Source organism: Scytonema sp. PCC 10023, assembly GCF_963920835.1.
Classification (GTDB): Bacteria; Cyanobacteriota; Cyanobacteriia; order Cyanobacteriales; family Nostocaceae; genus Kalymmatonema.
On the sequence record NZ_CAWUDP010000046.1, the window covers coordinates 40,682 to 64,077 of the forward strand.

Below are 23,396 nucleotides of genomic sequence, written 5' to 3' on the forward strand. Positions count from 1 at the left end.
TTGTCATTTAGAGTTGTTAACTCATACCTAGAAGGGCAAAACTCAACATTCATAGGGTGTTTATGGGATGAATTCCACAACTTGACCTAGAAGATTCAGTGTGAAGAACGTTTGAGTTAGTTTCATTTTGATGAAATTAGAGTATATCTCTGACTTTTGTATGATTTCAACAGAGCATAAAATTATTACCATACAAAAAAGTATAATATCTTAGATATTAAAAAAAGTTTATGTTTTTAATTTTAGGATCAAGGTTTCTATCCCATGGTCAAGCGATCGCTCCAGGCATCACTCACTGGGATTCAACAGGCGAAAAGAGCGTTTGCGCGCAAGGGGTGGACTCAGGAAAATCTGGCTCTTGAAGTCAACTTAAAGACTCGCCAACCCATTTGGCGGTTTTTCAGTGGGCGTCCGGTTGAGCGTCATATCTTTTTAGAAATTTGTTCTGTGTTGCAATTGAATTGGCGGGAGATTGCTGCCAATCCCCCGGCAGAATTCTCTGAACCCGGAGAAGGCACCCAGACGCCTGTTTTGGGTATTGATGCCTTGGTGCAACAGGTGCGATCGCAACTTAGCGACAAAATTGAAGACCAGTGCGGCATCTTGCAGCTATTGGATATCAGCCGTCCCGTTAGCATCGATGACATATATATTGATGTCAATATTTTGGAGGAAATCGCAAGCTTTCAGTGGTTAGAAATCGCTGACCTGCAAAACCTTGCTCCAGAAGAATTTGACCGCTTTGGCTTAGGTGAGGTTGACCAGAAACAAATACCGGGGATGCGGGCAGTCGAAACCTATTCCAAGCTCAGGGTGTTGGGCAAAGCGGGGGTAGGTAAAACCACCTTTTTGCAACATCTCGCCATCCAGTGTAACCGAGGCGCGTTTGCGGCGAACCAAGTTCCTATCTTCATCACACTGAAGAATTTTGCTGAAGAGTCTAGAGGAACAAACGAGTTCAGCCTATTAAACTACATCCGCTCCTGTTTTCTCACGTCTGGAATTTCAGAAGAGTCAGCGATTGAAACTTTGCTTGGTGCAGGCAGAGTGTTGCTGTTGCTTGATGGGATGGATGAAGTTCTTAATCAAGAGAGCAATGCTGTCTTAAAAGAAATTCGCTCCTTTTCGGACAAATACCACAAAAATCGGTTTGTGGCGAGTTGTCGAACGGCAGATCAAAAGCTCAGGCTGCGAGGCTTTACCGATGTTGAAATTGCCCCGTTTACCCAAGAACAAATCCGAGCCTTCGCTCAAAAATGGTTTGTGGCATTCACCAAGACGAACACTCAGAATGGGCTGGCGCAATCTGTTCAGTTTATTGAGAAGCTGGATTTACCCGAAAACTGGCAATTTCGCCAACTCGTCGTCACACCCCTGTTTCTGCATCTTGCTTGTTGGGTGTTTCATGGTCAGGAAAAATTTCCAACGAAGCGGACTGAATTTTATAAGCAAGGGCTAGATCTTCTCTTGGGCAAATGGGATGAAGCCAGAGGCATTGAACGCGATGACGTTTACCGAGGGTTTTTATTGCCACAAAAGCTCAGGTTGTTGAGTCAGGTTGCAGCGGCGACGTTTGAGCAGGGTCACTACTTCTTTGAGCAACGCGTCATTGAGCAATACATTGGTGAGTATATTCGCAATCTGACCGATGCTCCAATGGAACCAGAGGAACTGCAACTAGAAAGCGAAGCGGCGCTGAAGGCGATCGAGGCGCAACATGGGCTACTGACAGAACGGACGCGGGGAGTTTTCTCCTTCTCTTATGTAGCGTTTCAAGAATACTTCACGGCAAGAAAAATTGTTGCCAGTCACAACCTACAAGCATTGGAGCAAGCTCTGGGTGGACTGGTCAGTCACATTAGTGACCCTCACTGGCGCGAAATCTTTTTGTTGACGGCGGCTATGCTCCGGAGTGCAGACGGGCTGGTGCAGTTGATGAAGCAACACATTGATGCACTGGTTGCCCAAGACCCTTATCTACAAGAGTTTTTGACGTGGGCAAGCCAAAAATCAAAGGATACGCCATTGCAACCAAAGCTAGCGACGGTGCGAGCATTTTACGTTGCCCTTGCCCGGACTCCTCACATGGCTTCTCACTTTACTCTAGCCTGCACTCTCGACCAGGGGATGTTTCTGGATGCGGCGTTGGATAACCTGCTGCGCTCGTGTGCGATCGACCAAAGTCAGGACTTTGCCCAGGCTCATGCCTGTGGAGATGCCCTCAGTAACATTCTGGGCATTATTCTGGATGCTGGACTTTATAAATCCCTGCAACAACTCAGGGATCAATTCCCAAATCCGAATCAAAACCGAGAACGGTTTCAGGTCTGGTGGGTGGCACACTCTTCAGCCTGGGTTGAACAGTTAAAGACGACGATCATTAATTATCGTAATATTAACCACGACTGGCAGTTTAGCGCTGAGCAACAGCAAGTGCTGCAACGCTACTACGATGCCAATCAGCTACTGCTCGATTGCCTAAATAGCAATTGTGAGGTGACGGCTGCGATTAGGCAGGAAATTGAAACCACCTTATTGTTGCCGACTAAGGAACTTGAGGACAGAGAATGGCAATAGAACCGTCATTGGTCAAAGCCGATCATTAGACCTCTTTAGAAATTTCATTTCTAAAGAGGTAGTGCAAGGGTTTCAGATTAATTTGCGGAGATGTCTATTTTGATTAATGATTTTTTTTTAAGATAAAAGCCTTGCCAGATAAAGCTTGTAGTCTCAAGTGGCTTTCAAAATTCAAGTCGTTTTCCTATTTTTAAAACTTTATCCTACTAAATGCTGGCTCTTCTTTTACTGTCACTCTTTTATAGTCTCAATTCACTAATTCCTGGTTTATCCGGATAGGTGCAATATCTGAGTTAGCTGAAAATAACTCTCCTTAATTTAACTTAGTCTGGAATGTTTGATTACGGTTTTTTTCCGTGTAATACTTGCTAACGCGGTGTTTCTAACAATCTGTGATTTTGCTCTATTTTAATTCAACATCTTGCTCAAAAACCAAGATAAAATCATTTACGGTTTTTTTGTACTGAAAACCATAATCTAACAAAGCTTGCTTTAAAGTTTGCAACTCAGATTCTTTGAGTTTATCTTTCTTGGGTGCTATCTCAATAGCTTCCTTATTTACTGTAAAACTAAAACAGTCTTTGAATTCGTTATAATCCCAGTTTAATTTTCTTGCTACATTTAACTCGATGGCAGCTAATGTATCATCAAATTTGCTTGTAACCATAACTTTGCCTCTTACATGAGCTTACCTACATTTTAACAATCACAAGAGAAAAAAACTAAACTTAAATATTAATTAATAGATAACAAGGAAGACAACCCATTTTAAAATAAAAAATCCATCTATTGGTAAATGTCTCGAAGGGAATAATAGAGTAGTAATTTTTAGTGAATAAATTGATAGTATTCCGATGTACATAAGTTTTAAATCAAATTAGAACAAAATTGGGCAATACTGATGATAATCCTATAAAAAATGATTTTTATAACCACAAAAGGCTGTACTATTTCATTAAGCTAGCATACATTACCTTTATTGCCGGGTTCATCCACTTTTGCAGCCAGCGGAGCGCACTGCCCGCGCATGGCGATCGCTAAGCTGGTAATTGTTCTGGTCTAACTGCTCTGTGTTTTAGTTAGCAATATTTTTATCATGTATTTAAAATAAATTTAAAAGTATGAGGTAGTGTTGTGGAATTAGCAGCATCGCTGATATTGAGACTGGATCTTGCCTCTGATGGCAACGATATTCCCATTACCCCTATTTCTTTAAAGTGACTCACTTTCAACCTTCTCAACTCCGGCATTCAGCGCTTGGTGCGGTGTGCCGTAGCAGCCGAACAGGCACGACTCAAAGTCGGCAATTGGGACTGGGTTGCGCTCTAATACGTAATGGATGGCGACCTGCTCTTCGCAGCACTTCGCTATCACGTACGAGTATTTTTCTTTGAGAAGAGGGTGGGGATGCACCGCCACGTACCACGGTGTATTAGTCTCAAACTCACATTTAGTGCCAATTTTTTCAAGGATTGGTTTGTTCATTGTCGCCTGAAATCCTCATAGCGTTATTTGCGAAATGCTGTCCCAAATAACTTAATTTGGAATTGGGACAGGGAGCTTTAGATGTTGGTATAGAAGCTGATGTAAATTTGTCCTTTTAGTTGGCTAACGAGCAGCTAAAAAGCCTATCATTGCCCTACTGCATAGCAGCGATTAGGTAGTCAAAGTAACCTCCAACAACGCTTGCGTCTTCTGCAGACATCATCGAGTTGGTCACATTTTTCATCGCACGGATGCTTTCAGCAACAGCCTCAATCGGAGTGCCAAGGGACCTGTACATTTCGCGAACACCAATGACCCCAATTTCTTGAATCGGCGTGATTTCACCAGCCACAACACTGTAGGTGATCAAGCGCAGGTAGTAATCCATGTCCCGCAGGCAAGTCGCAGTCATTTCCTGACCGTAAGCGTTGCCACCAGGAGAGACAATGTCTGGGCGCTTTTGAAACAGCTGGTTTCCAGATTGCTTAACAATGCGCTCCCGGTTTTGTGTTAAAACCTGAAGAAGGCGCAGACGACGCTCACCACTTGTGGTAAAGCTTTTAATCTGGTCGAGTTCGCCTGGGCTGAGATAACGAGCCTCAGCGTCCGCGTTTACAATCGACTTTATGATAAGACTCATTAACAGACTCCTTAAAAAAATGGGCGTTGCTGAATGGAAGTATGAATCAGGCGATCGCCTCAAGCTTGCGGGCGCACAGCGCCCGCAGCGCCACGGAACCGTACTTGAGATAATATATTACTAATCGAATTGAATATTTCAGCATTTGTTCTGATTTCGAGTAGCAGAAAGTTTTACGGTGTAGACGAGCAAGATAATGCCTTAAACGGCTATTTTCACCTTCTACTCTTGTCATATATGTTTTGCTAACAATGTGGTCTTCATTGCTAATAAAACAAGGATAAACTGGATAACCATCTGTTACATAAAAATATGAATTCCAACATCTAATAATCACCCACAATAATTTAAATGTTTCAGAGCTTCTATCTCCCAAAACCCAAGCTAAAATTCCTGGATAATGCTTCTTTACTGCCGTCCACAGCCAAATCTTGTTTTTTTTTACCAACAAAAGTTTCTAGCTCATCTATTTGTGTAATTTCAGGAATTTCATCACTTTCGGGTGAATTGGGTAAAATCTCAGCCGTTTTCTTTACCCAAGTTATTACGGTTGTATGATGTACATTTTTTAGTCTTTCTATCGCTCGAAAACCTAGACCGTTCACATACATTTCGCGCACACTCACGTTTTATTTCTTCAGAATAACCTTGCAAATCGTAAGAATCTATAAACTGACGACTACACTGAACACAAATGTAATTTTGTTTACTTGCTTTTTTGCCAATATGAGCGAATATGAGTTGATCCACACCTTGGGCATTGCATAGCGATCGCTCGAATTCATACTTCAATTATGCAACGCCAAAAAATGAAATCAAGTTGATCTAAAACTGTCGCGACTCACTAAAGATAGTGGCATCATTGTTCATACGAATGATGAAAGGTGGATACCGTTCACAAGAGATGTTGACGAAATATCCACTGACAACGCAACATAAAGTATTCACAACACTAAAACGTAATCTTTTAAACGTTGTAGACGTTGTTGTCAACATAATGCTTGGTCAAAAAATGAGTCACTCAGCAGCTAAGCTTCAGCAGAAGGGTAATTCTTTGGCACTTGTAAGCGCAATTGAATTGAATCCGCTTATCGATTGGGCTACGGATTCAACTCAGTTTTTAACCAAAGTAATTAGCAGAATTTAAGTAGTCGTTGTGCATTTTCCCATCAGGCATTTTTGCCCCTCTCAGATTAGCCCCGCTTAAATTTGCTCCTCTCAGGCTGACCCAATTTAGATTGGCATTGCCTAGATCTGAGTTACTCAAGTCTGAGTTGGTGAAATTTGCCCCAGTAAAATCTACTTGCCTCAAATTTGCTTGAATTAAGCTTCTTCCTCTCAAGTCTGCCTTCCTAAAATTTCTTTCCCCGGCTGCACATCGCCTCAAAACTTCATTGGCATCCATATTGGCTGCCTCGCAACGAGTAGCGTTGTCGCTGTTTATATATTTTAATTATACTTGACAATTCTCCAGTTTTCCCAAATGACAAATAAGAAATCACAAATAGGTAAAGTACAATTTGACTACTCCAATATGCGCCTGTATAACCAGGGAATAAGGTTTTTGTCTGAAAAGCTTACTGGATAGGAGGATATAGGATAATTTCGTCATATCCTAATTTAAGGTATTAGTTCCACTCACATTATCTAAGAAATAAGTAGAAGGCACCTATGCTAAAGGGAAGATAGTTTTTCAACAAAATCTTGCTTCACTTACTGATGTTATTTTTGTTCACCTACTTAATTTTAATTTTTTCTGAAAAATATAAATTAGCAAGGGTTATAGAAATTAAATTATAGATGCTTACACAACACGTTATTTTGGATTAAGTTATAATTAAATTATCAGAAATTCTTTTCGGCTACGTAACTGAAGTTTATCAACAAACACCTCTCCGAATCTAATTTTATCTACCCCTTGATCGCGGAGATTTTTTCTGTCAATTTATGTTAGCAATCTCTCTTATGAGGTTGAAGAAAATGACCTCATACAGATATTTTCGCAACATGGATATGTGAACCAAATCCAAGTAGCCGTGAACCAGAAAACTGGCGAGAAGAAAGGATTTGCCATTATAGAAATGAAAACTGATGCCGAAGAAGCAGCGGCAATTCGGGCGCTGAGAGGCATTGAGTGGATGGGTCGTAGCCTCAAAGTTAATAGAGCGAGGACTAAGTACAGCATTTCATAAATATATGTGGATTCAACGACAAATTAGCGCCGCCGTCTCTAGTGAAATATGAGTCGGACATCAATACAAATCAGATAAAAAAATGCAAGTTTTATTAAAGAGATCGAGTCAATCAGTGACTCATCCTACAACTGATAACAGCCAAGCAAATACAACTACATATACTTGGCAAGCTGTGTGGAGTAAGCATAGTTGCCCTTGCTGCTCATACACTTTACTCCGTCATATGCGTTTAGGAGGTATTTACTGGCGTTGTAGCCATTGTTACCAAGATATGCCAGTTTATACCCCATAACAGGAAATGATATCTGTACTTATCAGCTAGCGAAAAAATTTCATCACAGCTATTTGAAGCTACAAATGAAGTTCAAAAACTCGCACCAGAAGTTTTGAAGTGAAACGACTGGAAAAAACTGAGCCAGCACGCCAGTTGCTGTAAGTTCGGGCTAAGCTTCTTGCAGCACTGGCTCCTTTATCAACTAGTTTTCTCTTCATATCTATCTTAGAGTCAAGCGCCTGAACGTATTCCTTTGGTAAGATGTGATGGTGAACGTCGATGCGGTATGCTTCCATTACCTTTTTGTTGTTTATGATTGACGCAGCAAATGCTCTATCACATTTCAAAGTAATAGCTCAAGTCGAAAGTCTCTTCTTCCTCTAGGTCGAGACACTTGAGCGGAACTATTTTTAATTACCGCTTTTTCTAACGAATGAGAACTTAAACTACAGTAGAAATAGACTTTGTGTTCTTGTTGATAATATTTTATATTTTGTAGTTGATTAAATAATTATATTTATTGAAGTCGTACTTATAAAAAAATTAGATAAAATAAATCCTCCCCAAGATTGATGCTCAATTAGAGAAGAATTTGCCAATAATTATAAGACTCGATTCGTCCCTTTTTGAATTGATTAACTAAGTCAAAGATTTTGACTTGAACCTAGAAAGGGTCAAAAGTTCTATGAATAGATTTAAGCAAATTCAATTAAAACTAAAGTATTTTTGGGGTTCACTATTTTACTTGAAGTACTTGCCCCATGCCATCTTGTACACTCGCAAGCGAGACAGACTAGAACGTGAGTTTTCCAAGCCTCCAACTGAAAAAGGTTTTGACAAACCAGGAAAACTCATCCGCGCTGAACCTGCTGCTAGAGGTGCTAATTTCTATTTTGAACTTGCAGAATTGGAAGTTTACTTTTTAACTGAAGATTTAGTTAGAGTTAACTGGAAACCTGGAATACCTCCAATTCCTTATGCTATCGCCCGTAAAGATTGGCAAGAAGTAGAAACTCAATTGGAAGAGACAGGCGAAGGTTTCTCTGTATCCAGCCACAAATTAAAAGTCGTTATAAAAGAAGATGGTAGCCTAAAATTCAGTGATTCTTTAGGACAAATTCTACGGGAAGAAATGCCACCTCAACGTAAAAGCGACGGGTGGCTTCATCAAGCGCGACTGCGTCAAGAAGAACACATCTATGGATTAGGAGAACGGGCTTCTTCTCTCAATTTGCGTGCAGCTAAAGACGAGAAGCAACAACCTAAAACTTATCGGATGTGGAACTATGATGCTGCTGGCAAATATAGTCCGGGATCAGACCCAATGTATATCTGCATTCCGGTGTATTTGGGTCTACACTCTTGTGGAAGTTACCTAATTTTCTACGAAAATTCTTTTGAAGCTGATTTTACCTTTGCTGAAACTGCTGTAGCCGACTTTCAAGGGGGATCGCTGCGTTATTACTTCAGTTATGGTTCACCCGCGCAATTGTTGGAACGCTACACTGAGTTAACTGGGCGAGCTTGCCTACCTCCCCGGTGGGCATTAGGGTACCACCAATCTAAATGGGGATATCGTACAGAAGAAAAAGTCCGAGAAGAAGCAAAGGGGTTTCAGTCTCACAACCTACCTTTAAGTGCTATTCACTTAGATATTGACTGTCAAGTTGGAAACCGAGCTTTCACTATCGACCCAGACCGCTTTCCCAAATTGGCAAGTTTTACGCAAGAACTCAGGGAACTTGGAGTACAATTTATTGCCATTCTTAACCCAGGAATTAAGTACAGCCGCAACAGTAACTTATTTCTGGAAGGTCAGATACTCGATGGGTTTTGCAAACTTCCCAATGGTAAACTCGTTGTTGCGCCTGTTTGGCCTGGTTGGTCAGTTTTCCCAGATTTTACCAACCCCAAGGTTCGTAGGTGGTGGAGTCGGCAATATCAATACCTGCTCGATGTGGGTGTGGCGGGTTTTTGGCATGATATGAATGAGCCTGCGGCTTTTATTACTTCAGGCGATTGCCCAAGGGGCAGTGCGCTCCGCGCAATCGCTCGCTTCCCAAAGTCACACAACATTATATGGAAGGCAGAGGCGGTGACCATCGCGAGGCGCATAATGTTTACGGGTTACTGCAAGCGGAAGCGGCGTATGAAAGCCTATGTCAGTACTCAACCGACAGACGCCCCTTTATTGTCTCCCGTGCAGGATGGGCAGGACTTCAGCGTTATGCTTGGACTTGGACGGGCGATGTTGAGTGTACCTGGGCTGCGTTGCGAACCACAATGGCAACAGTTGTGGGTTTAGGGCTTTCCGGCATTCCCTACAGCGGTCCTGACATCGGTGGTTTCCAGGGTAATCCTGGTGGTGAACTTTACCTGCGCTGGTTCCAAATGGCAACCTTTTTCACGTTCTACCGCACTCACTCTTCTAATAACGTAGAACACCGGACACCTTGGACTTATGGCGAACCTTACTTAAGTATCATTCGGCAATTCTTAGAACTGCGCTACCAAATGCTTCCCTACTTCTACACCTTATCTTGGGAAGCGACACAAAAGGGTTATCCTCCGGTGCGCCCAGTGTTTTGGGGTACGATTGATGAACCTGCGCTTTGGGGTGTAGAGGATGCTTTCTTATTAGGTGATGCGTTACTAGTTTGTCCAATTGTCGAGGAAGGAGGGCGATCGCGCCAAGTCACTTTACCGAAAGGACGTTGGTATAATTTCTGGGATGATGCTGTTATTGAAGGTGAGCAGCAAGTGAGTTTAGAAGCACCCTTAGAAAGAATTCCCTTGCTGGTGAGAGCAGGGAGTATGATTCCAATGGAGCAAGGTAAGCAACTCATTCTCCATATTTATCCACCTGTAGAGGGAAGCAGCGAGGCAATTCTCTACTCTGATGCGAATGATGGGTATGGAGAATCGCGACTCGATAAGTTTCGCATAGTGCGATCCCAAAATAATCTAGAAATAACTTGGGAAGAACAGGGAGAATATCCTTTCCCATACACAGGTGTGAAACTGCATCTGCATGGTATGAAGTTACAGCAAGCCTGGATGGATGATGCAGAAGTTGCTTGTCAGGAGCAAATTATCGAGTGCGCCCGCCCCGAAGGGGCGATCGCTCTGCGCCATCGCTTTCATAAGCTTCGCATTCAGTCAGAGTTTGCTGGCATTCTACCTTGATCATGAATCCGCTACATAAAACCTACTCAAATCTATCTATTCGGTTTGAGAGGCTTTACTTCCTGCTTCCACCAAGGGAGTCGGCTCCAACAGTCCCCAGGCGTAAACTCGGGAGTAGCTCTCCCTATTTTCTCTAAATTTAAAGCAGCATTCAAATCTCTATCTCCAATCCAACCGCATTTTGAGCATTCAAAAATACGTTCCTTCAAGGATAAAGATTCTTTTTTGTCATCGCAACAATTGCCTTGTTTTAGAACTTGGAAACCAGCGGTCAGCTATAATCAGTTTTGAACCGTAAAGTTGACATTTGTATTCCAGTTGTCGTTTCAACTCATAAAAACCACCATCGCTAATAGCCTTTGCCAATTTCTGGTTTGACAACATCCCACTAACATTTAAGTCTTCAATCACTACAAAGCCGTGGTTTTTGGCTAAGTAGGTTGTCAACTTATGTAAGTAGTCAGTACGAATATTCGCGATTTGGTTGTGTAGTCGAGCTATTTTCAGATTGGCATTTGCTTGCTTTAAATTTTCTCAAACTATTCTGGGGTGGGCAGTCCGATCCCCCCAGATCATGCAAGCTTATTTGCGTAACAGCTTAGTACACTCTTCGAGCTAGCTTATAGTACAAGAAAATAGCAATCATTGCACCCAATACAGCAACGAACAAACCGGGAATACTAAAACTTGCTGCAGTTAACGTGAAGCTTCCGGTTTCTAAAAGGTTAACTAAAGTTCCTCCAAGGATAGCACCAACAATTCCCAGGAACATTGTGCCAAGAATGCCGCCTCCTTGGTAGCCAGGATAGATCGCCTTTGCAATAGCACCTGCAAGTAAACCCAACACGACCCAAGCTAGAATGCTCATTGTTTTACTCCCCGCAGCGGTATTGAACGATGCAAAGCGTTTAAAGTACTTAAAACAACTTTTATCTTGCTTCTAATCTACTCGCATCCGTCGGCTTAACATCACTGTCTAGAGAAAGAAGGGCGCTCTTGCTCAAGTTAGATTAGACAATAAAGGATAGCTGCCTCAAAAGACAAAAAGACAATGCACTCAGTCAAGAAACGACATGACTCCTCTTTCGTTACTCTCACAATCTTTTTCTTTTTTTGGCAAATAAACTCAGATCCTTTTTTAACAAATTACAAAGGACATAGACTAAAGAGAAATCAGAGAAAATTACAGATTATTTAGTTTTACTATATCTCACGTAAAAAAATGAGTTGTTTAACCTAAATTAACTTTAAAAATTTCACCTCAATGCTAAAAAAATCTTAATCAATTATCATCTCAGCAGATTTCTATCTAACTATTCTCTTATCTCATGTTATTTGAATCCCATGCCATGTTATTTATTTTATCTCAATACTATTTCAACGAAATGTATTGCTACAAATTGATATTTCTATATATTTTAATTGCTAAAAAGGAATGCCTTGCTACAAATTGATATTTCTATATATTTTAATTGCTAAAAAGGAATGCCTTGCTACAAATTGATATTTCTATATATTTTAATTGCTAAAAAAATATATGTTTTGATAAATTTATGTTTAATAGTACATTTTTTTCTCTCAAAAACGTATAATCATGATAACGTTTATGGTAGAAACGCAATATAACCCTAATTTTTCAGCAGGGGAGCATAGCCAAATAATGTTGTTCAGTGTTTGCATAACTTGCAATGGAACATATAGGAGCGCATTTGTGCTTGTAGCTAGTAGGAGTCACCCGTAAAAAAGGTTGACTTAAATCACCTTACAGGTTAAATTCTTAACAAATCTACATCAGTCTGCCTAATCCACGGATTGCCCCAAACATTTAGTTATGTCGGGGTAATTGTGGAGCGGAGGAACCAAGTTTGGGGCTAATCTCACAAAAGAGGAAAGAATGAAAAATGAAAGAATGAAAAAAGACAAAATTACTCTAGTTTTTTCTTCTGTCTTTTTTTTTCTTCTTTTCTCTCCCACAGAAGGACATCTCTCAGTCCTAGCCCGTCAGCTAACTTCGTCGGCATTGGGAGGAGACTGAACGAGCAGCATTCTTACGAGTAATGCCTTGTTCTCGTCAGTGTCCTTGGCTGGTATCTGTGCGCTTCGTTGTACCTGCCCTCGATCTTGAGAAAAGGGTTCTAGTACCTTCTCTTTTGGTAGCTGAGGCAGGAATATTGCCATATGGTGAAGTTCAACTATGTTACCGACCAAAAAACATCGCATCGCTCTGATTTCTGTTGATGGAGACCCGGCGGCAGAAATTGGACAGGAAGAGGCTGGGGGACAAAATGTCTATGTGCGTCAAGTAGGTTGTGCGCTTGCTGAGCAAGGTTGGCAGGTGGATATGTTCACTCGCCGAAGTAGTCGTGAGCAAGCTGCCATTGTGCAACATGGACCATTATGTCGCACTATCCGCTTGAAGGCTGGACCTGCTGCGTTCATAGGGCGATATGACTTATTTGACCATATGCCTGAATTCATCGCAGAGTTCAAAGCATTCCAGCAGCAGGAAGGATATCAGTACCCTCTGATTCATACCAACTACTGGTTGTCCTCTTGGGTGGGTATGGAACTGAAAAAGCAGCAACCGTTGATTCAGTTGCATACTTACCACTCTTTGGGAGTAGTCAAGTACAGTGCTATTTCTGATATCCCAGCAATTGGTAGCAAGCGACTAGCCGTTGAAAAAGCCTGTCTGGAAACTGTGGATCGAGTCGTTGCAACAAGTCCTCAAGAACAGGAACATATGCGAAGACTCGTTTCCACCCAAGGGCAAATAGAAGTCATTCCTTGTGGGACTGATATCGATAAGTTTGGGTCAATTCAAAGGTCTGCAGCACGGCAGGAATTAGGAATTGCACCTGATGCCAAGATGGTTCTCTACGTCGGTCGTTTTGATCGGCGCAAGGGAATTGAGACACTCGTGCGAGCTATTGCAAAGTCTAGTTTGCGCTCTTCACCTAACCTACAACTCGTTATTGGAGGTGGCTATCGTCCAGATCACAGCGATGGAATTGAGCGCGATCGCATCGCTGGGATCGTGGCTGAACTTGGATTAGAAAATTGCACAACCTTTCCAGGTCGCCTTGATGATTCTGTTCTCCCCTTGTACTATGCAGCCGCAGATGTGTGTGTTGTACCGAGTCACTACGAACCTTTTGGTTTAGTTGCGATTGAAGCAATGGCTAGTCGGACTCCAGTCGTAGCTAGTGATGTTGGAGGGTTGCAGTTTACAGTTGTACCTGAAGTGACTGGGTTACTTGTTCCCCCTAAAGATGAAGCCGCTTTTGCCGATGCTATTGACCGGATTCTGATCAACCCAACTTGGCGAGATCAATTAGGTGAAGCTGGTCGCCAACGTGTAGAAATCGCCTTCAGTTGGCATAGTGTGGCATCGCGGTTGACTCAGATCTACACACATCTACTGGCTCAAACCATGCCCTCAATAGAGAGCAAAGCTCAAGTTGCAGCTTAATTTCTACAACTTTAACAGTGTTGTGTGTCTAGGGGCAAGAACAACCTTGCACCCATACCAAGTGCTGATTGGAAAATGCTCCGGACTTAGCACTGAAAATGCAGCACTAGTAAAAAGAGCAATTCTGTCTAATGGCTATGCCGAGTGACAGAAACGCGCACAAACAACAAAAAACAAGCCAATGAATCTCTCACATCAGGGAGTTATGAATATGCTGAATATCGGAGATTACGTACGGCATCAAATCACTGGACAGATAGGTCAAGTGATCGGTTATGGTCATCAAATACTGCAGGGAGTCTATCTAACGACCCTAAAAGTACGAGCCAGCAACAGTCACTTAATTGATAATCAGAGTAAATTTATTGAGGATGTGTATTCTGAATGGGTGCTAGCAGAACCAACAGAAAGCGGGGTAGTACTGCAAGCTTGATAGCTTGAGAGACAACAGTATTGTGAACATAGTGGGGGAAGCCTACTGGGCTATTCCTCTGCTATGGCGTTGCACATTATAATCATGCTTACCAAGGGGTGGACATTTTTAACCCACCCCTAATTAGAGCGATCGCCAGTTTAAGACCCTGTTTAAGACATTGTTGTTTGTGCGTTGTTCATTGACAACCCATCTTTAACCAGAACTTCATCTTCTAAAACATCACCCAGTGATGCAAAAGAAAAATCCTGAAGCAATTGCCGTAGCTTTGATTCGGTTGAGAGCCGATTCACGTAATGAGTTATGCGCTCCTTCCAATTAAGCGGTACTGGTGGATGATTTAGGTCTAGTTCCCACGGGTGAATGTAGAAGACTACATGATCACCTTGTCGCTCTAATGCACGAAAATTAGAATATGTCAACCTGTAGGGGTACAGACGGAAATAAGCACCACCAGATACAGGGATGTTTTGATTAAACATTCGCCGCACCGAAACTGGCATCTCATAAATTGAGCCAGATGAAGTATTTATTTGCTGTGGTTGCGGATAGAAGTCTGGAATTCCGTAGCGCCAATTTCGTATTGGAAAGATACTACTATCATATCGAAATCCCAAATCTGCAAGAATTTCAAGTGCCCATAGAGATTTACTTGTTATCGAAAAGTAAGGCGCACGGTATGCAGTCACTGGTTTACCCGTCAAATCAGCAATCACATCCCTTGCACGCTTAGTCTCGTCACGAAATCTTTGAGGGGACATGGTATATATCAGCTCATGGAACCAGCCGTGACAGCCAAGCTCATGACCTGCTTCAGCAACTTGCCGAACAAGATTTGGATGTTCTGCTGCTGCAGGACCTAGCCAAAAAAAGGTTCCTTTTGCATTGTACTCTGCAAGGAGTTCCAATAATATGTCAAGCCCGTAATGTAGACGGCGCTCAGCAGATGCCCTTATTTGTTCATCAGCTATACCATGGTACCAATCTTCGACATCTACAGTGAAAATGTGCCGCATACGAACGGTTTGTTGCGATTCCTCTGATAAGGATTTCATATCAACTCCAGAGACAAGAAACATTGTTAGCAAAAACAACTTTCGATCTTCAATACCTACTTAAAATTCCTTGAAATCGGAGCTACTTAGCCATGTTGTAGGAAAGATGCAGTTAAACAGAGAAAGTAATTGGAAAACTTGTAAGACAAACAAGATGACTAACCTAGGACTATGCCATAAATTTCTATACCAGAGTCGTCGAGGTTCTAAACAAAGCCGAAAGAGCCATTCTAATCCCATGTTTTGCATCCAGTGTGGAGGGCAAGGTTTAAATCCAGAAAGAAAGTCAAAGGCTGCACCTATCCCTATCATGACTCCTGGAAAATGCTGTTTGTGCTTCGCCATCCAGTACTCTTGTTTAGGACAGCCCAAACCCACAAAAAGAATTTGAATTCCTGAGGTCTTGATATCTCGCATTATCGCTGTTTCTTCCTCTGAACAAAGGGGGCGGAAAGGCGGTGAGTAAATATAGCCTATGTTAAGAGCGGGATATCGCTGTTTCAAATTTATTACCAACGCTTCTAAAACTTCCTGAGAACTCCCGTAAAAACCTACCGATATTTTTCTCTTGGCTGCTTCCTCACAAATGGATAGAGTTAAATCCCGACCACAAATCTGCTTTTGACTTGTTATTCCTAAAATACGAAAGCTCCAAACTATCGACATACCATCTGGAGTCGTTAAATCTGCTGAATTTAAAACCTTCCAAAAGCTTTCCGAGTCGTAAGCCTCCATAATCATGTGCGCGTTGGCTAAGCAAATATAACGTGACTCCCGCCGTTCAGACCAGTCGAGCACTTTTTGTGTAACATCTTTACACGTAATAATGTTGACCTTGCTTCCTAAAATGTAGCGTTTACCGCTATCATGCACTGACACTTGGCTTGCTTTCTGTACCAAACTCATTCTTCAACTCCTCAAAAATCTCTGAGTTATTAATAGAAATAGTTTGGTAGATGCTGCTAATAAAGCTTTGCTATAACCAGGAAATATCTTGCATAAATTTCTAGAATCCACGTCTAGTCAAGGTGCAAGCAAAGGGAAGATTGGATTCCCTCGTCGCTTGTAGGGGGGTTAGGGTCATTGGTATCAACTTAAGGTTCAACCCTTTATTCCACGTTGATTTCACCCCACTCGCGCTCGCGCGGCTAGGCGTCCCGTGAGGGATACGCTCAAAACGAAAGTAATAATTCAAAATTCAAAAATAATTTTGAATTTATAATGCGCGAATTTTGAATTCTTTAAAGAAGGTGGGGTGGAGCGAGAATTATGGGCAAGTATAAAGGCATGATGTAAGGTAATTACAAAGCTTTCAGCTTAAGTTGACACGTATGGGTTAGGATGGAGTACTAGATATTTGTACAAAAAGTCTACTTAGTCATCGCCTTATCATTCTCAATATGAGTCATAAAAACACATAAGCATAAGAATGTATTAGCTTTACCCCTGATACACAACTCTAAAGTAAGCAAACAATAACTAGTATTCCTTTTTTTTTCTTTGTGGCAAAAATGTATAGAAAATCCCTGGCTCTAGCAGATTTTTGAGAAAAAATTCGGATTTCAAACAGAATTAAACTTGAAATTTGCCACTAACCGAATGATGAAAACTATACATTAATTCCAATACCAAAAAAACAAACTTTACAAAAATAAAAGTCTCTTGTTAAAGAAAAAAGTATAATGATTAGGCTAAAAAAAAAGTCTAATTATATAAAAAAATAAATTTTTAAGACCGTTCTCTTGACACATCTACACATCCACCATTTTCAGCGAAATCGAAGGTTGGAAGCCCCTGAATTCTATTCATGAGGATGAAGCCCGTTTGCGTAGTGTGCCGTAGGGCATACAAATTCATCTTCCGGTTGATGACTTGCACAGTAAAACCATCTGCAGTGCTTTGATTAACTTAAATGCGATACAAACCTCTCCAGAGAAAGACGATAATTAGTCTTTAATCTTCATAGCATCTATGTAGCTTGACTTTAAGACCGATCAAGGCAGGAAAACATTATGCGGTTTAATTTGACTTTGCTTTGGGTAACGTTATCGTTCGTGGTTGTGGGAGCGATTATGCTGCTTCTGCAACCTGCGATTGATTTTCACTAAAGAGAGTTGACTTTTGACTGATGCAAACAATTCCATCCCAACAAAATAGATCCTCCTGTGAATCTAAACCTTATAAGTTGGAAGACTGGCGGGGAGGGAATTGCTCCCTTAAGCAAGAGTTTGACTATTCGATTGAGGATGTAGAGGGAGAGATTCCAACCAATCTGAACGGTACACTGTTTCGCAACGGTCCTGGTCTACTAGATATCTTCGGTCGGGAAATTCATCACCCTTTCGATGGAGATGGTATGATTTGTGCTGTCTCCTTCTCCAACGGGCGCGCTCATTTCCGCAATCGCTTTGTTCGTACAGGTATGACTAGGAGCCTTATTTTCCGGTAATTTATCGGTAATTCCGGCAATATCTTGTAGCTAAAGAGTGATTAAACCTCTAGCCACCCTCTCTAATAAATCTGATATCCCAGAGCAATTATGCAATGCAGCTTTCTCCTCCCACCATTGTTTAGAACTAGGTGTTAACGATGCATCTAGCTTTACTTTTCTTTCTCCCCAAATAGATTTTCTTGGCATAAGTGTTGACATTGGCGATAATATGGTATACAGTACCATATTATCGCCGCTCAACAACATTCGTCAAGGAGGTGATGATCATGCAATTGTCAGTTAAAACCAAACTTGATTTAACCCAAGAACAAGAAAATTTAATGGCAAGACACGCGGGCTTTAGTCGGTGGGTTTTTAATTGGGGGTTGGAGTACTGGCAATGGGCATATAATCAAGGTTTAAAACCGAATCACTACGGACTTAAGAAGTTTTTTAATAACTATGTCAAGCCAGAATATGCTTGGATGAAAGAGTTGAATGCTAGCCCTAGTAAGTTTGCATTTGATCATCTTGGCAACGCTTTCAGTCGTTTCTTGAAAAAACAAGCTAAGTATCCTAATTTCAAAAAAAAAGGTGTTAAAGACAGTTTTACCCTAGATAGAAGTCCAGGTAAAATAGCTGTAGGTGGGACAAAAGTTAAACTGCCTAAACCATTTGGTTGGGTGAAAAGTTTTGAAGGTTTCCCACACGTAGAAGTTTCAAAAGTTACTATCTCTCGCGAGGCGGATGGATGGTATATATCATTTACTTACGAGCAAGAAAAACCTGAAGTTAATCCAAATAAAATACCATTTGTAGGAGTTGATTTAGGGATAAATGCTTTAGCTACCCTGTCAACTGGTGTCACTTTTAATAATCCTAAAGCTTATAGAAAAGCTAAAAAGCAATTAGCTAGGTTACAACGGCAGTTACAACGTAAAGAAAAAGGATCTCAAAAAAGAGAGCGATGCAAACGCAGACTAGCTAAAACTTACCAGCGTGTTGCTAACGTCCGAAAAGACACAATCCACAAGATGACTCATTACCTCTGCAAGAACCACGCTGTTATAGGGATTGAGGATCTTAATGTGTCAGCGATGATGGCTAATCACAAATTATCTAGTGCTGTTGCTGACTGTGGGTTCTACGAGATATCACGTCAAATTGAGTATAAAGCTGAAAAGTTTAGCTCTCAAGTCGTTGTGGTAGATAGGTTTTACCCATCATCACAAATTTGTTCTAGCTGCAGTCATCAACAAAAAATGCCTCTATCAGAGCGTATCTACCACTGCGGTAAATGCGGTCAAACATCAGATCGAGACTTAAACGCTGCGAGGAATTTATCCCGGATGGCTCAATCGGGACTGACCACAGAGGGTTAAAGATGCCGTCATCACCTGTTGAAGTGGTAACTAACTACCTGTTATTTTGAGGTATTACCAGGATTTACCAGGGAATTAGAGAGCAGAAGGTTACTGTGCAGAACAGAAAGCAGGTAGGATGCTCTACCGAGGTGTGTTTGGAACCGAAAAACCAGGAGGCTTGCTGGCAAACGCTTTTGACTTAAGAAAGAAGAACGTTGCCAACACCAATATTATCTACTGGGGCGACAAACTGCTAGCGCTGTGGGAAGCTTCCCATCCATATCGTCTTGATCCCGACACGTTAGAAACTTTGGGGATCGAAACACTGGACGGCGTTCTGCACAAAGACTCGCCCTTTGCCGCCCATCCAATGATAGATCCTGGTGATGAAAATCGGGAACCGCGTCTAGTCACTTTCGCCATCAAACCTGGTCCGATCACAACCATCACTGTTTATGAGTTGAATCAGGCTGGCAAGGTTGTGCAACAACACGACCATAAAATTCCTGGATTTGCCTTCATCCACGATTTTGCGATTACACCAAACTATTGCCTGTTCTTTCAAAATCCAGTTTCCTTCAATCCCCTACCATATGTGCTTGGCTTTCGGGGAGCAGCAGAGTGCATCAAGTTTCATAGCGATCGCTCGACTAAAATTTGGCTCATTCCTCGCGACCCCTCTCAAGAAGTTCAAGTTCTCGAAACAGACCCCTGTTTTGTTTTCCACCATGCCAACGCCTTTGAGCAGGGCGATGAGTTGATTGTGGACTCAGTTTGCTACGAAACTTTTCCAGGCATTGACCATAATCTAAATTACCAGGATATTGACTTTGATGCTCGACCTCCCGCACAGCTGTGGCGTTTTCACCTCAACTTGAGGACGAAAACAGCACAAGGAAATTTACTTGTTGAGCGTTCGTGTGAGTTTCCATTTATTCATCCTGATCGGATTGGTCAGCCTCATCGGTGTATATTCTTAGCAGCTGCTCACCAACCACAAGGCGATGCACCCCAGCAAGCGATTCTTAAAGTTGATCCCGAATACGGTGAACAACAATTTTGGAGTGCTGCACCTAAAGGTTTTCTTGGCGAACCTGTGTTTGTGCCTCGAACCCCCCATATCCCCCCTTATCAAGGAGGGACTAAGGGCGGTGAAGATGATGGGTGGGTGCTGACATTGGTCTACGATGCAGATCACAACCGGACTGATGTCGTTATTTTAGACGGAACTTGTTTGGAAAAAGGGGCGATCGCTCGTCTGCACTTAAAGCACCACATTCCCTACGGATTGCATGGAAGCTTCACAAACGAAAGAATGAAGTATGAAGAATAAAAAAACTATACTTTATTTATTATTCTCATTTTTACCTTCGTCTCATACTTCACAATTTAGGCTTTAGAAGTTATGGGTAGAAAAGCCGTTTTGTTGATCATCTGGATAGGATTTGTTGCCTACACTATATGGTTGGCTCCACTCGATCAAGCAGACACATGGTCTTTAGGGGGGAAGCTGTTGACACTCCAGTGGGGAAAGCTTAACGCCATCATCCCAGCTATATTCTGCCTGATGGGTATTTGGCCCATGATTTATGCTTGCTTAATGTTTGCCGATGGCAGAATGCAAAACTTTCGTGCTTGGCCCTATTTCATTGGGTCAAACTTCACAGGTGTCATCTGCCTTTTGCCGTATTTAATTTTTCGTCAATCTCATCAACAATTCTTTGGAAAAAAGGATAAGTTATTGGAAATTCTTGATCGGCGCTCAACAGGAGTTTCTCTTGTGATTGGTACAATTTGCATACTAGCTTATGCAGCAATTGCTGGAAATTGGGAAAATTATGTTCAGCAATTTCAGACTCAGCAATTTGTTCACCTCATCAGTATCGACTTCTGTTTGATGTGCCTAATATTTCCCATAACTTCACTATTCGATGATGATATGGCACGAAGAGGTCTTAAAGACCCTCGTATTTTTTGGTCAGTTGCGCTCTTACCCTTGTTTGGTCCATTGTTATATCTTTGCTTGCGTCCACCTCTACCAGAGACTGATGCACAAGAATTATTCGCTTAACAAAGTCAGAATCTGTTGTGCAGCACGCTGACCACTGCGGATCGCACCCTCCATATAACCGCGATACTCCACAGAAGCAGTATGCTCGCCAGCAAAGAAAACCCGACCAGCAGGCTCCGTTAAATATGGGTCAAAGCGATGCAACTCTCCCGGTCTAAAATAGCAGTAGGCACCTCGCGCCCATTGATCAGCACTCCAGTCATAGGAACGAGAGGTGATAATTTTGGGTGCATCAGGATAAACACTATTTACTGCTGCCACCGCTAACTCACTAGCGCACTCAGATAGCTTTAAACTGCGAGTACCCCCACTGAAACAGGAAAGGATTTTTTCCGTCCCCATCTGAGCAAAAGTCGGCTCCCAGATAGCCTGGTAATCACCCTCAAGCAACACAATTCCAAAGTTTGGCTTTGACCAAAAGCGGTGTGGGTATTGCAGTAAGGTCTTGACGACACCACCGTAAGGTAAGCTGGAGATAGCCTCTCGCTGTGCGTCAACAAGTGGTGCTTCTATCGGTATGTGACGCAGCACGCTCCAAGGAATCGTCACGATCGCGCTGTCAGCCACAACCTCAACTAAACCGCTTGCTGTCTCAACATTAACAGTCACAGTCTCACCTGTTTGCTGGATACGACGCACGGGAGTGCTAATGTGAACTCGCTCTTCCAAATGTTGAGCTAAGGCATTTACCAGACGCGAAATACCGCCACGAACTCGCATATTGCAGCCTGTGTCGCTGATACCTGTAAGATAAGCAAAGAAACCTATGCCAATCAACTCTGGGTCGGTTGCAAAGAATGAAGAAGCGAGCCAACGGGCAATTCGACGGGCAAAGGGCGCAATTGAGTGGGTATCCAACCACTGATCTAAAGTCTGTTGCGGGTCTTTTTGCTCTTCAAGCAGGCTTTCGAGTTTTGCATAGAAATTGTCTAAACCATTGCTTTGTTCCTCTGTGAGGGACATACGGTTGCGAAGACTTCCCTCTATAAACCAGTACAGGTCATCAGGAAATCTGCTGGCAGGGTCAAGTTGGATACCGAACTCGGCTGCATAAGTCATTAGCGCGCTGTGGTTATCGTCCACAAACTCGGCACCTAACTCGCCATATTGTCCTGCACCTAATTCAACTGTGTAAGCGCGACCACCCACACGCTCACGCGCCTCAAAAACCTGGACATCCAACCCTGCGCGTACCAGTTCATAAGCTGCACTTAGCCCTGCTAGTCCTGCACCAATGATAATAGTTTGATGTGACACCGCTTCACTCCCGAAAAACATCAATCAAAACTAACTTATCGTGATATTTGGATCTGCATTTTATTTCATTCTCTAAGTAGACTGATAAAACTGACACAACCCTCCCTTAGTCAGAGGAAAGGAAATTTATAAGTTTTTAATATTAGTGGATAAGACCAATAAAGATTAAGCAAAAGCTTAGAACCCAAGAGCCAAAATTCAACATGAAAAGGGTAACCAAGGAAGGATGCGCTTTTATCCTTAAAAACTCATTCCTTTAAAAACGAAAAAGGAGCGCTACACTATGCTATATAAAAACCGAAAGGCAGCAGGTCAAATTTTGGCTAAAGAGTTGGCAGCTTATGCTAACCGCCAAGATGTGCTGGTGTTAGCGCTCCCAAGGGGGGGTGTTCCCGTCGCTTTTGAAGTTGCTAAAGGATTAAATGCCCCTTTAGACGTTTTTGTGGTACGCAAACTCGGTGTACCCGAACAACAAGAACTCGCAATGGGAGCTATAGCTTCTGGTGGGGTGCGGGTATTAAATGAGAATATTGTGCGATCGCTTGGGATATCCGAGGCAGCTATTAACCAGGTAGTCGCAAAAGAACAACAGGAACTAGAGCGACGGGAACACCTTTATCGTGGCGATCGCCCCGTTCCAACGCTGCATGAACGTACTGTGATTTTGGTAGATGATGGTTTAGCAACGGGTGCAACTATGCGTGCGGCTGTTGTAGCGTTGCAGCAACAAAAACCCGCCAAGATCATAGTTGCCGTACCAGTTTCTGCTTCCGAAACTTGTCAAGAATTTCAATCCAAAGTAGATGAAGTTGTTTGTGCGGCGACACCAAATCCCTTCTACAGTGTTGGTTTGTGGTACGAAGACTTTCCGCAAACAACCGATCAAGAAGTCAGGGATCTACTAGAGTTGGCTGCAAACAGCCAAAAGACAACAGCGATCGGCGCATAGATGAATG

At 42.3% G+C, this 23,396-nt stretch carries 21 protein-coding genes, 4 pseudogenes and 1 riboswitch; of the genes and pseudogenes, 12 read left to right on the plus strand and 13 right to left on the minus strand.

Annotated features, from left to right (window positions below):
• The first annotated feature begins 264 nt into the window (after nt 1–264).
• The gene (locus ACM0OZ_RS25715; RefSeq protein ID WP_414585663.1) at nt 265–2,577 is read left to right on the plus strand and encodes an NACHT domain-containing protein; all 2,313 of its coding nucleotides are present in this window, start codon (nt 265–267) and stop codon (nt 2,575–2,577) included.
• Between the two features lie 403 nt (nt 2,578–2,980).
• Here the strand turns inward: ACM0OZ_RS25715 and ACM0OZ_RS25720 are convergent, their stop codons facing one another.
• The 5 genes and pseudogenes from ACM0OZ_RS25720 to ACM0OZ_RS25740 all read right to left on the minus strand — a co-directional run bounded on the left by ACM0OZ_RS25720 (nt 2,981) and on the right by ACM0OZ_RS25740 (nt 6,107).
• On the minus strand, nt 2,981–3,244 hold the full coding sequence (locus ACM0OZ_RS25720; RefSeq protein WP_414585664.1) for a hypothetical protein: 264 nt from the start codon (nt 3,242–3,244) through the stop codon (nt 2,981–2,983).
• 545 nt (nt 3,245–3,789) lie between these two features.
• Nucleotides 3,790–4,062 carry a hypothetical protein gene (locus ACM0OZ_RS25725; RefSeq protein ID WP_414585665.1) on the minus strand — a complete coding sequence of 91 codons (273 nt, stop codon included), beginning with the start codon at nt 4,060–4,062 and terminating at the stop codon, nt 3,790–3,792.
• Between the two features lie 154 nt (nt 4,063–4,216).
• Nucleotides 4,217–4,702, minus strand: coding sequence for an allophycocyanin (locus tag ACM0OZ_RS25730; RefSeq protein WP_073635691.1), 486 nt, complete (start codon nt 4,700–4,702; stop codon nt 4,217–4,219).
• Nucleotides 4,703–4,748: 46 nt separating this feature from the next.
• Nucleotides 4,749–5,468, minus strand: a pseudogene (locus ACM0OZ_RS25735) (IS1 family transposase).
• A gap of 354 nt (nt 5,469–5,822) precedes the next feature.
• A complete protein-coding gene (locus ACM0OZ_RS25740) occupies nt 5,823–6,107 on the minus strand; it encodes a pentapeptide repeat-containing protein (RefSeq protein WP_414585666.1) in 285 nt (94 codons plus the stop codon).
• Nucleotides 6,108–6,639: 532 nt separating this feature from the next.
• On the opposite strand from ACM0OZ_RS25740, the gene ACM0OZ_RS25745 reads away from it, so the two are divergent.
• Nucleotides 6,640–6,894, plus strand: a complete 255-nt coding sequence (locus ACM0OZ_RS25745; protein ID WP_414585693.1) for an RNA recognition motif domain-containing protein — start codon at nt 6,640–6,642, stop codon at nt 6,892–6,894.
• 354 nt (nt 6,895–7,248) lie between these two features.
• On the opposite strand, the gene ACM0OZ_RS25750 is transcribed toward ACM0OZ_RS25745, so the two are convergent.
• Complete coding sequence (locus ACM0OZ_RS25750) at nt 7,249–7,467, minus strand: hypothetical protein (RefSeq protein ID WP_414585667.1); 219 nt, start codon at nt 7,465–7,467, stop codon at nt 7,249–7,251.
• Between the two features lie 389 nt (nt 7,468–7,856).
• Here ACM0OZ_RS25750 and ACM0OZ_RS25755 point away from each other — a divergent pair.
• Nucleotides 7,857–9,143 (plus strand): annotated as a pseudogene (locus ACM0OZ_RS25755) (TIM-barrel domain-containing protein); the annotation flags it as partial.
• A 107-nt stretch (nt 9,144–9,250) separates the two neighbouring features.
• Nucleotides 9,251–10,357 (plus strand): TIM-barrel domain-containing protein, encoded by a 1,107-nt coding sequence (locus ACM0OZ_RS25760; protein WP_414585668.1) that lies wholly within the window; start codon nt 9,251–9,253, stop codon nt 10,355–10,357.
• A gap of 32 nt (nt 10,358–10,389) precedes the next feature.
• On the opposite strand, the gene ACM0OZ_RS25765 is transcribed toward ACM0OZ_RS25760, so the two are convergent.
• From ACM0OZ_RS25765 to ACM0OZ_RS25780, 4 genes are all read right to left on the minus strand, one after another.
• The gene (locus ACM0OZ_RS25765) at nt 10,390–10,566 is read right to left on the minus strand and encodes a zinc ribbon domain-containing protein (RefSeq protein ID WP_414585669.1); all 177 of its coding nucleotides are present in this window, start codon (nt 10,564–10,566) and stop codon (nt 10,390–10,392) included.
• A 19-nt stretch (nt 10,567–10,585) separates the two neighbouring features.
• Nucleotides 10,586–10,864: an RNA-guided endonuclease TnpB family protein gene (locus tag ACM0OZ_RS25770; RefSeq protein ID WP_414585694.1), complete on the minus strand. Its 279-nt coding sequence runs from the start codon at nt 10,862–10,864 to the stop codon at nt 10,586–10,588.
• Between the two features lie 91 nt (nt 10,865–10,955).
• Nucleotides 10,956–11,225: a GlsB/YeaQ/YmgE family stress response membrane protein gene (locus ACM0OZ_RS25775; RefSeq protein ID WP_096562395.1), complete on the minus strand. Its 270-nt coding sequence runs from the start codon at nt 11,223–11,225 to the stop codon at nt 10,956–10,958.
• Between the two features lie 919 nt (nt 11,226–12,144).
• Nucleotides 12,145–12,392, plus strand: a riboswitch (cyclic di-AMP (ydaO/yuaA leader).
• On the minus strand, nt 12,359–12,535 hold the full coding sequence (locus ACM0OZ_RS25780) for a hypothetical protein (RefSeq protein ID WP_332997462.1): 177 nt from the start codon (nt 12,533–12,535) through the stop codon (nt 12,359–12,361). It overlaps the preceding riboswitch by 34 nt.
• Nucleotides 12,536–12,551: 16 nt before the next feature.
• Between ACM0OZ_RS25780 and ACM0OZ_RS25785 the strand changes: the two genes are divergently transcribed.
• Nucleotides 12,552–13,829: a glycosyltransferase family 4 protein gene (locus ACM0OZ_RS25785; protein WP_414585670.1), complete on the plus strand. Its 1,278-nt coding sequence runs from the start codon at nt 12,552–12,554 to the stop codon at nt 13,827–13,829.
• Nucleotides 13,830–14,040: 211 nt separating this feature from the next.
• Nucleotides 14,041–14,262 (plus strand): hypothetical protein, encoded by a 222-nt coding sequence (locus ACM0OZ_RS25790; protein WP_414585671.1) that lies wholly within the window; start codon nt 14,041–14,043, stop codon nt 14,260–14,262.
• A gap of 152 nt (nt 14,263–14,414) precedes the next feature.
• Here ACM0OZ_RS25790 and ACM0OZ_RS25795 read toward each other — a convergent pair whose 3' ends face one another.
• Both ACM0OZ_RS25795 and ACM0OZ_RS25800 read right to left on the minus strand, forming a co-directional pair.
• Complete coding sequence (locus tag ACM0OZ_RS25795; RefSeq protein WP_414585672.1) at nt 14,415–15,317, minus strand: polysaccharide deacetylase family protein; 903 nt, start codon at nt 15,315–15,317, stop codon at nt 14,415–14,417.
• 60 nt (nt 15,318–15,377) lie between these two features.
• Nucleotides 15,378–16,223, minus strand: a complete 846-nt coding sequence (locus ACM0OZ_RS25800; RefSeq protein WP_414585673.1) for a WecB/TagA/CpsF family glycosyltransferase — start codon at nt 16,221–16,223, stop codon at nt 15,378–15,380.
• Between the two features lie 1,222 nt (nt 16,224–17,445).
• Here ACM0OZ_RS25800 and ACM0OZ_RS25805 point away from each other — a divergent pair.
• From ACM0OZ_RS25805 to ACM0OZ_RS25825, 5 genes and pseudogenes are all read left to right on the plus strand, one after another.
• A pseudogene (locus ACM0OZ_RS25805) lies at nt 17,446–17,736 on the plus strand (carotenoid oxygenase family protein); the annotation flags it as partial.
• A 67-nt stretch (nt 17,737–17,803) separates the two neighbouring features.
• Nucleotides 17,804–18,052 carry a hypothetical protein gene (locus tag ACM0OZ_RS25810; protein WP_414585674.1) on the plus strand — a complete coding sequence of 83 codons (249 nt, stop codon included), beginning with the start codon at nt 17,804–17,806 and terminating at the stop codon, nt 18,050–18,052.
• Nucleotides 18,036–19,130, plus strand: a complete 1,095-nt coding sequence (locus tag ACM0OZ_RS25815) for an RNA-guided endonuclease InsQ/TnpB family protein (protein ID WP_414585675.1) — start codon at nt 18,036–18,038, stop codon at nt 19,128–19,130. The genes ACM0OZ_RS25810 and ACM0OZ_RS25815 overlap by 17 nt, the downstream gene beginning before the upstream one ends.
• Nucleotides 19,131–19,209: 79 nt before the next feature.
• A pseudogene (locus tag ACM0OZ_RS25820) lies at nt 19,210–20,445 on the plus strand (carotenoid oxygenase family protein); the annotation flags it as partial.
• A 72-nt stretch (nt 20,446–20,517) separates the two neighbouring features.
• Nucleotides 20,518–21,183 (plus strand): DUF2834 domain-containing protein, encoded by a 666-nt coding sequence (locus ACM0OZ_RS25825; protein ID WP_414585676.1) that lies wholly within the window; start codon nt 20,518–20,520, stop codon nt 21,181–21,183.
• Here the strand turns inward: ACM0OZ_RS25825 and ACM0OZ_RS25830 are convergent.
• Entirely contained in the window at nt 21,172–22,440 is a 1,269-nt protein-coding gene (locus ACM0OZ_RS25830; RefSeq protein WP_414585677.1) for a flavin monoamine oxidase family protein, read from the minus strand. The two genes, ACM0OZ_RS25825 and ACM0OZ_RS25830, sit on opposite strands and share 12 nt — an antisense overlap.
• A gap of 283 nt (nt 22,441–22,723) precedes the next feature.
• On the opposite strand from ACM0OZ_RS25830, the gene ACM0OZ_RS25835 reads away from it, so the two are divergent.
• Complete coding sequence (locus ACM0OZ_RS25835) at nt 22,724–23,389, plus strand: phosphoribosyltransferase (RefSeq protein ID WP_414585678.1); 666 nt, start codon at nt 22,724–22,726, stop codon at nt 23,387–23,389.
• The last annotated feature ends 7 nt before the right edge of the window (nt 23,390–23,396 follow it).

Excerpts from the sequence above, each read along its gene's own strand:
- ACM0OZ_RS25715 (WP_414585663.1), top strand. The coding sequence starts at position 265 with ATGGTCAAGCGATCGCTCCAGGCATCACTCACTGGGATTCAACAGGCG.
- ACM0OZ_RS25720 (WP_414585664.1), bottom strand. The coding sequence starts at position 3,244 with ATGGTTACAAGCAAATTTGATGATACATTAGCTGCCATCGAGTTAAAT.
- ACM0OZ_RS25725 (WP_414585665.1), bottom strand. The coding sequence starts at position 4,062 with ATGAACAAACCAATCCTTGAAAAAATTGGCACTAAATGTGAGTTTGAG.
- ACM0OZ_RS25730 (WP_073635691.1), bottom strand. The coding sequence starts at position 4,702 with ATGAGTCTTATCATAAAGTCGATTGTAAACGCGGACGCTGAGGCTCGT.
- ACM0OZ_RS25740 (WP_414585666.1), bottom strand. The coding sequence starts at position 6,107 with ATGGATGCCAATGAAGTTTTGAGGCGATGTGCAGCCGGGGAAAGAAAT.
- ACM0OZ_RS25750 (WP_414585667.1), bottom strand. The coding sequence starts at position 7,467 with ATGGAAGCATACCGCATCGACGTTCACCATCACATCTTACCAAAGGAA.
- ACM0OZ_RS25760 (WP_414585668.1), top strand. The coding sequence starts at position 9,251 with ATGGAAGGCAGAGGCGGTGACCATCGCGAGGCGCATAATGTTTACGGG.
- ACM0OZ_RS25775 (WP_096562395.1), bottom strand. The coding sequence starts at position 11,225 with ATGAGCATTCTAGCTTGGGTCGTGTTGGGTTTACTTGCAGGTGCTATT.
- ACM0OZ_RS25780 (WP_332997462.1), bottom strand. The coding sequence starts at position 12,535 with ATGGCAATATTCCTGCCTCAGCTACCAAAAGAGAAGGTACTAGAACCC.
- ACM0OZ_RS25785 (WP_414585670.1), top strand. The coding sequence starts at position 12,552 with ATGTTACCGACCAAAAAACATCGCATCGCTCTGATTTCTGTTGATGGA.
- ACM0OZ_RS25790 (WP_414585671.1), top strand. The coding sequence starts at position 14,041 with ATGCTGAATATCGGAGATTACGTACGGCATCAAATCACTGGACAGATA.
- ACM0OZ_RS25795 (WP_414585672.1), bottom strand. The coding sequence starts at position 15,317 with ATGAAATCCTTATCAGAGGAATCGCAACAAACCGTTCGTATGCGGCAC.
- ACM0OZ_RS25800 (WP_414585673.1), bottom strand. The coding sequence starts at position 16,223 with ATGAGTTTGGTACAGAAAGCAAGCCAAGTGTCAGTGCATGATAGCGGT.
- ACM0OZ_RS25815 (WP_414585675.1), top strand. The coding sequence starts at position 18,036 with ATGCAATTGTCAGTTAAAACCAAACTTGATTTAACCCAAGAACAAGAA.
- ACM0OZ_RS25825 (WP_414585676.1), top strand. The coding sequence starts at position 20,518 with ATGGGTAGAAAAGCCGTTTTGTTGATCATCTGGATAGGATTTGTTGCC.
- ACM0OZ_RS25835 (WP_414585678.1), top strand. The coding sequence starts at position 22,724 with ATGCTATATAAAAACCGAAAGGCAGCAGGTCAAATTTTGGCTAAAGAG.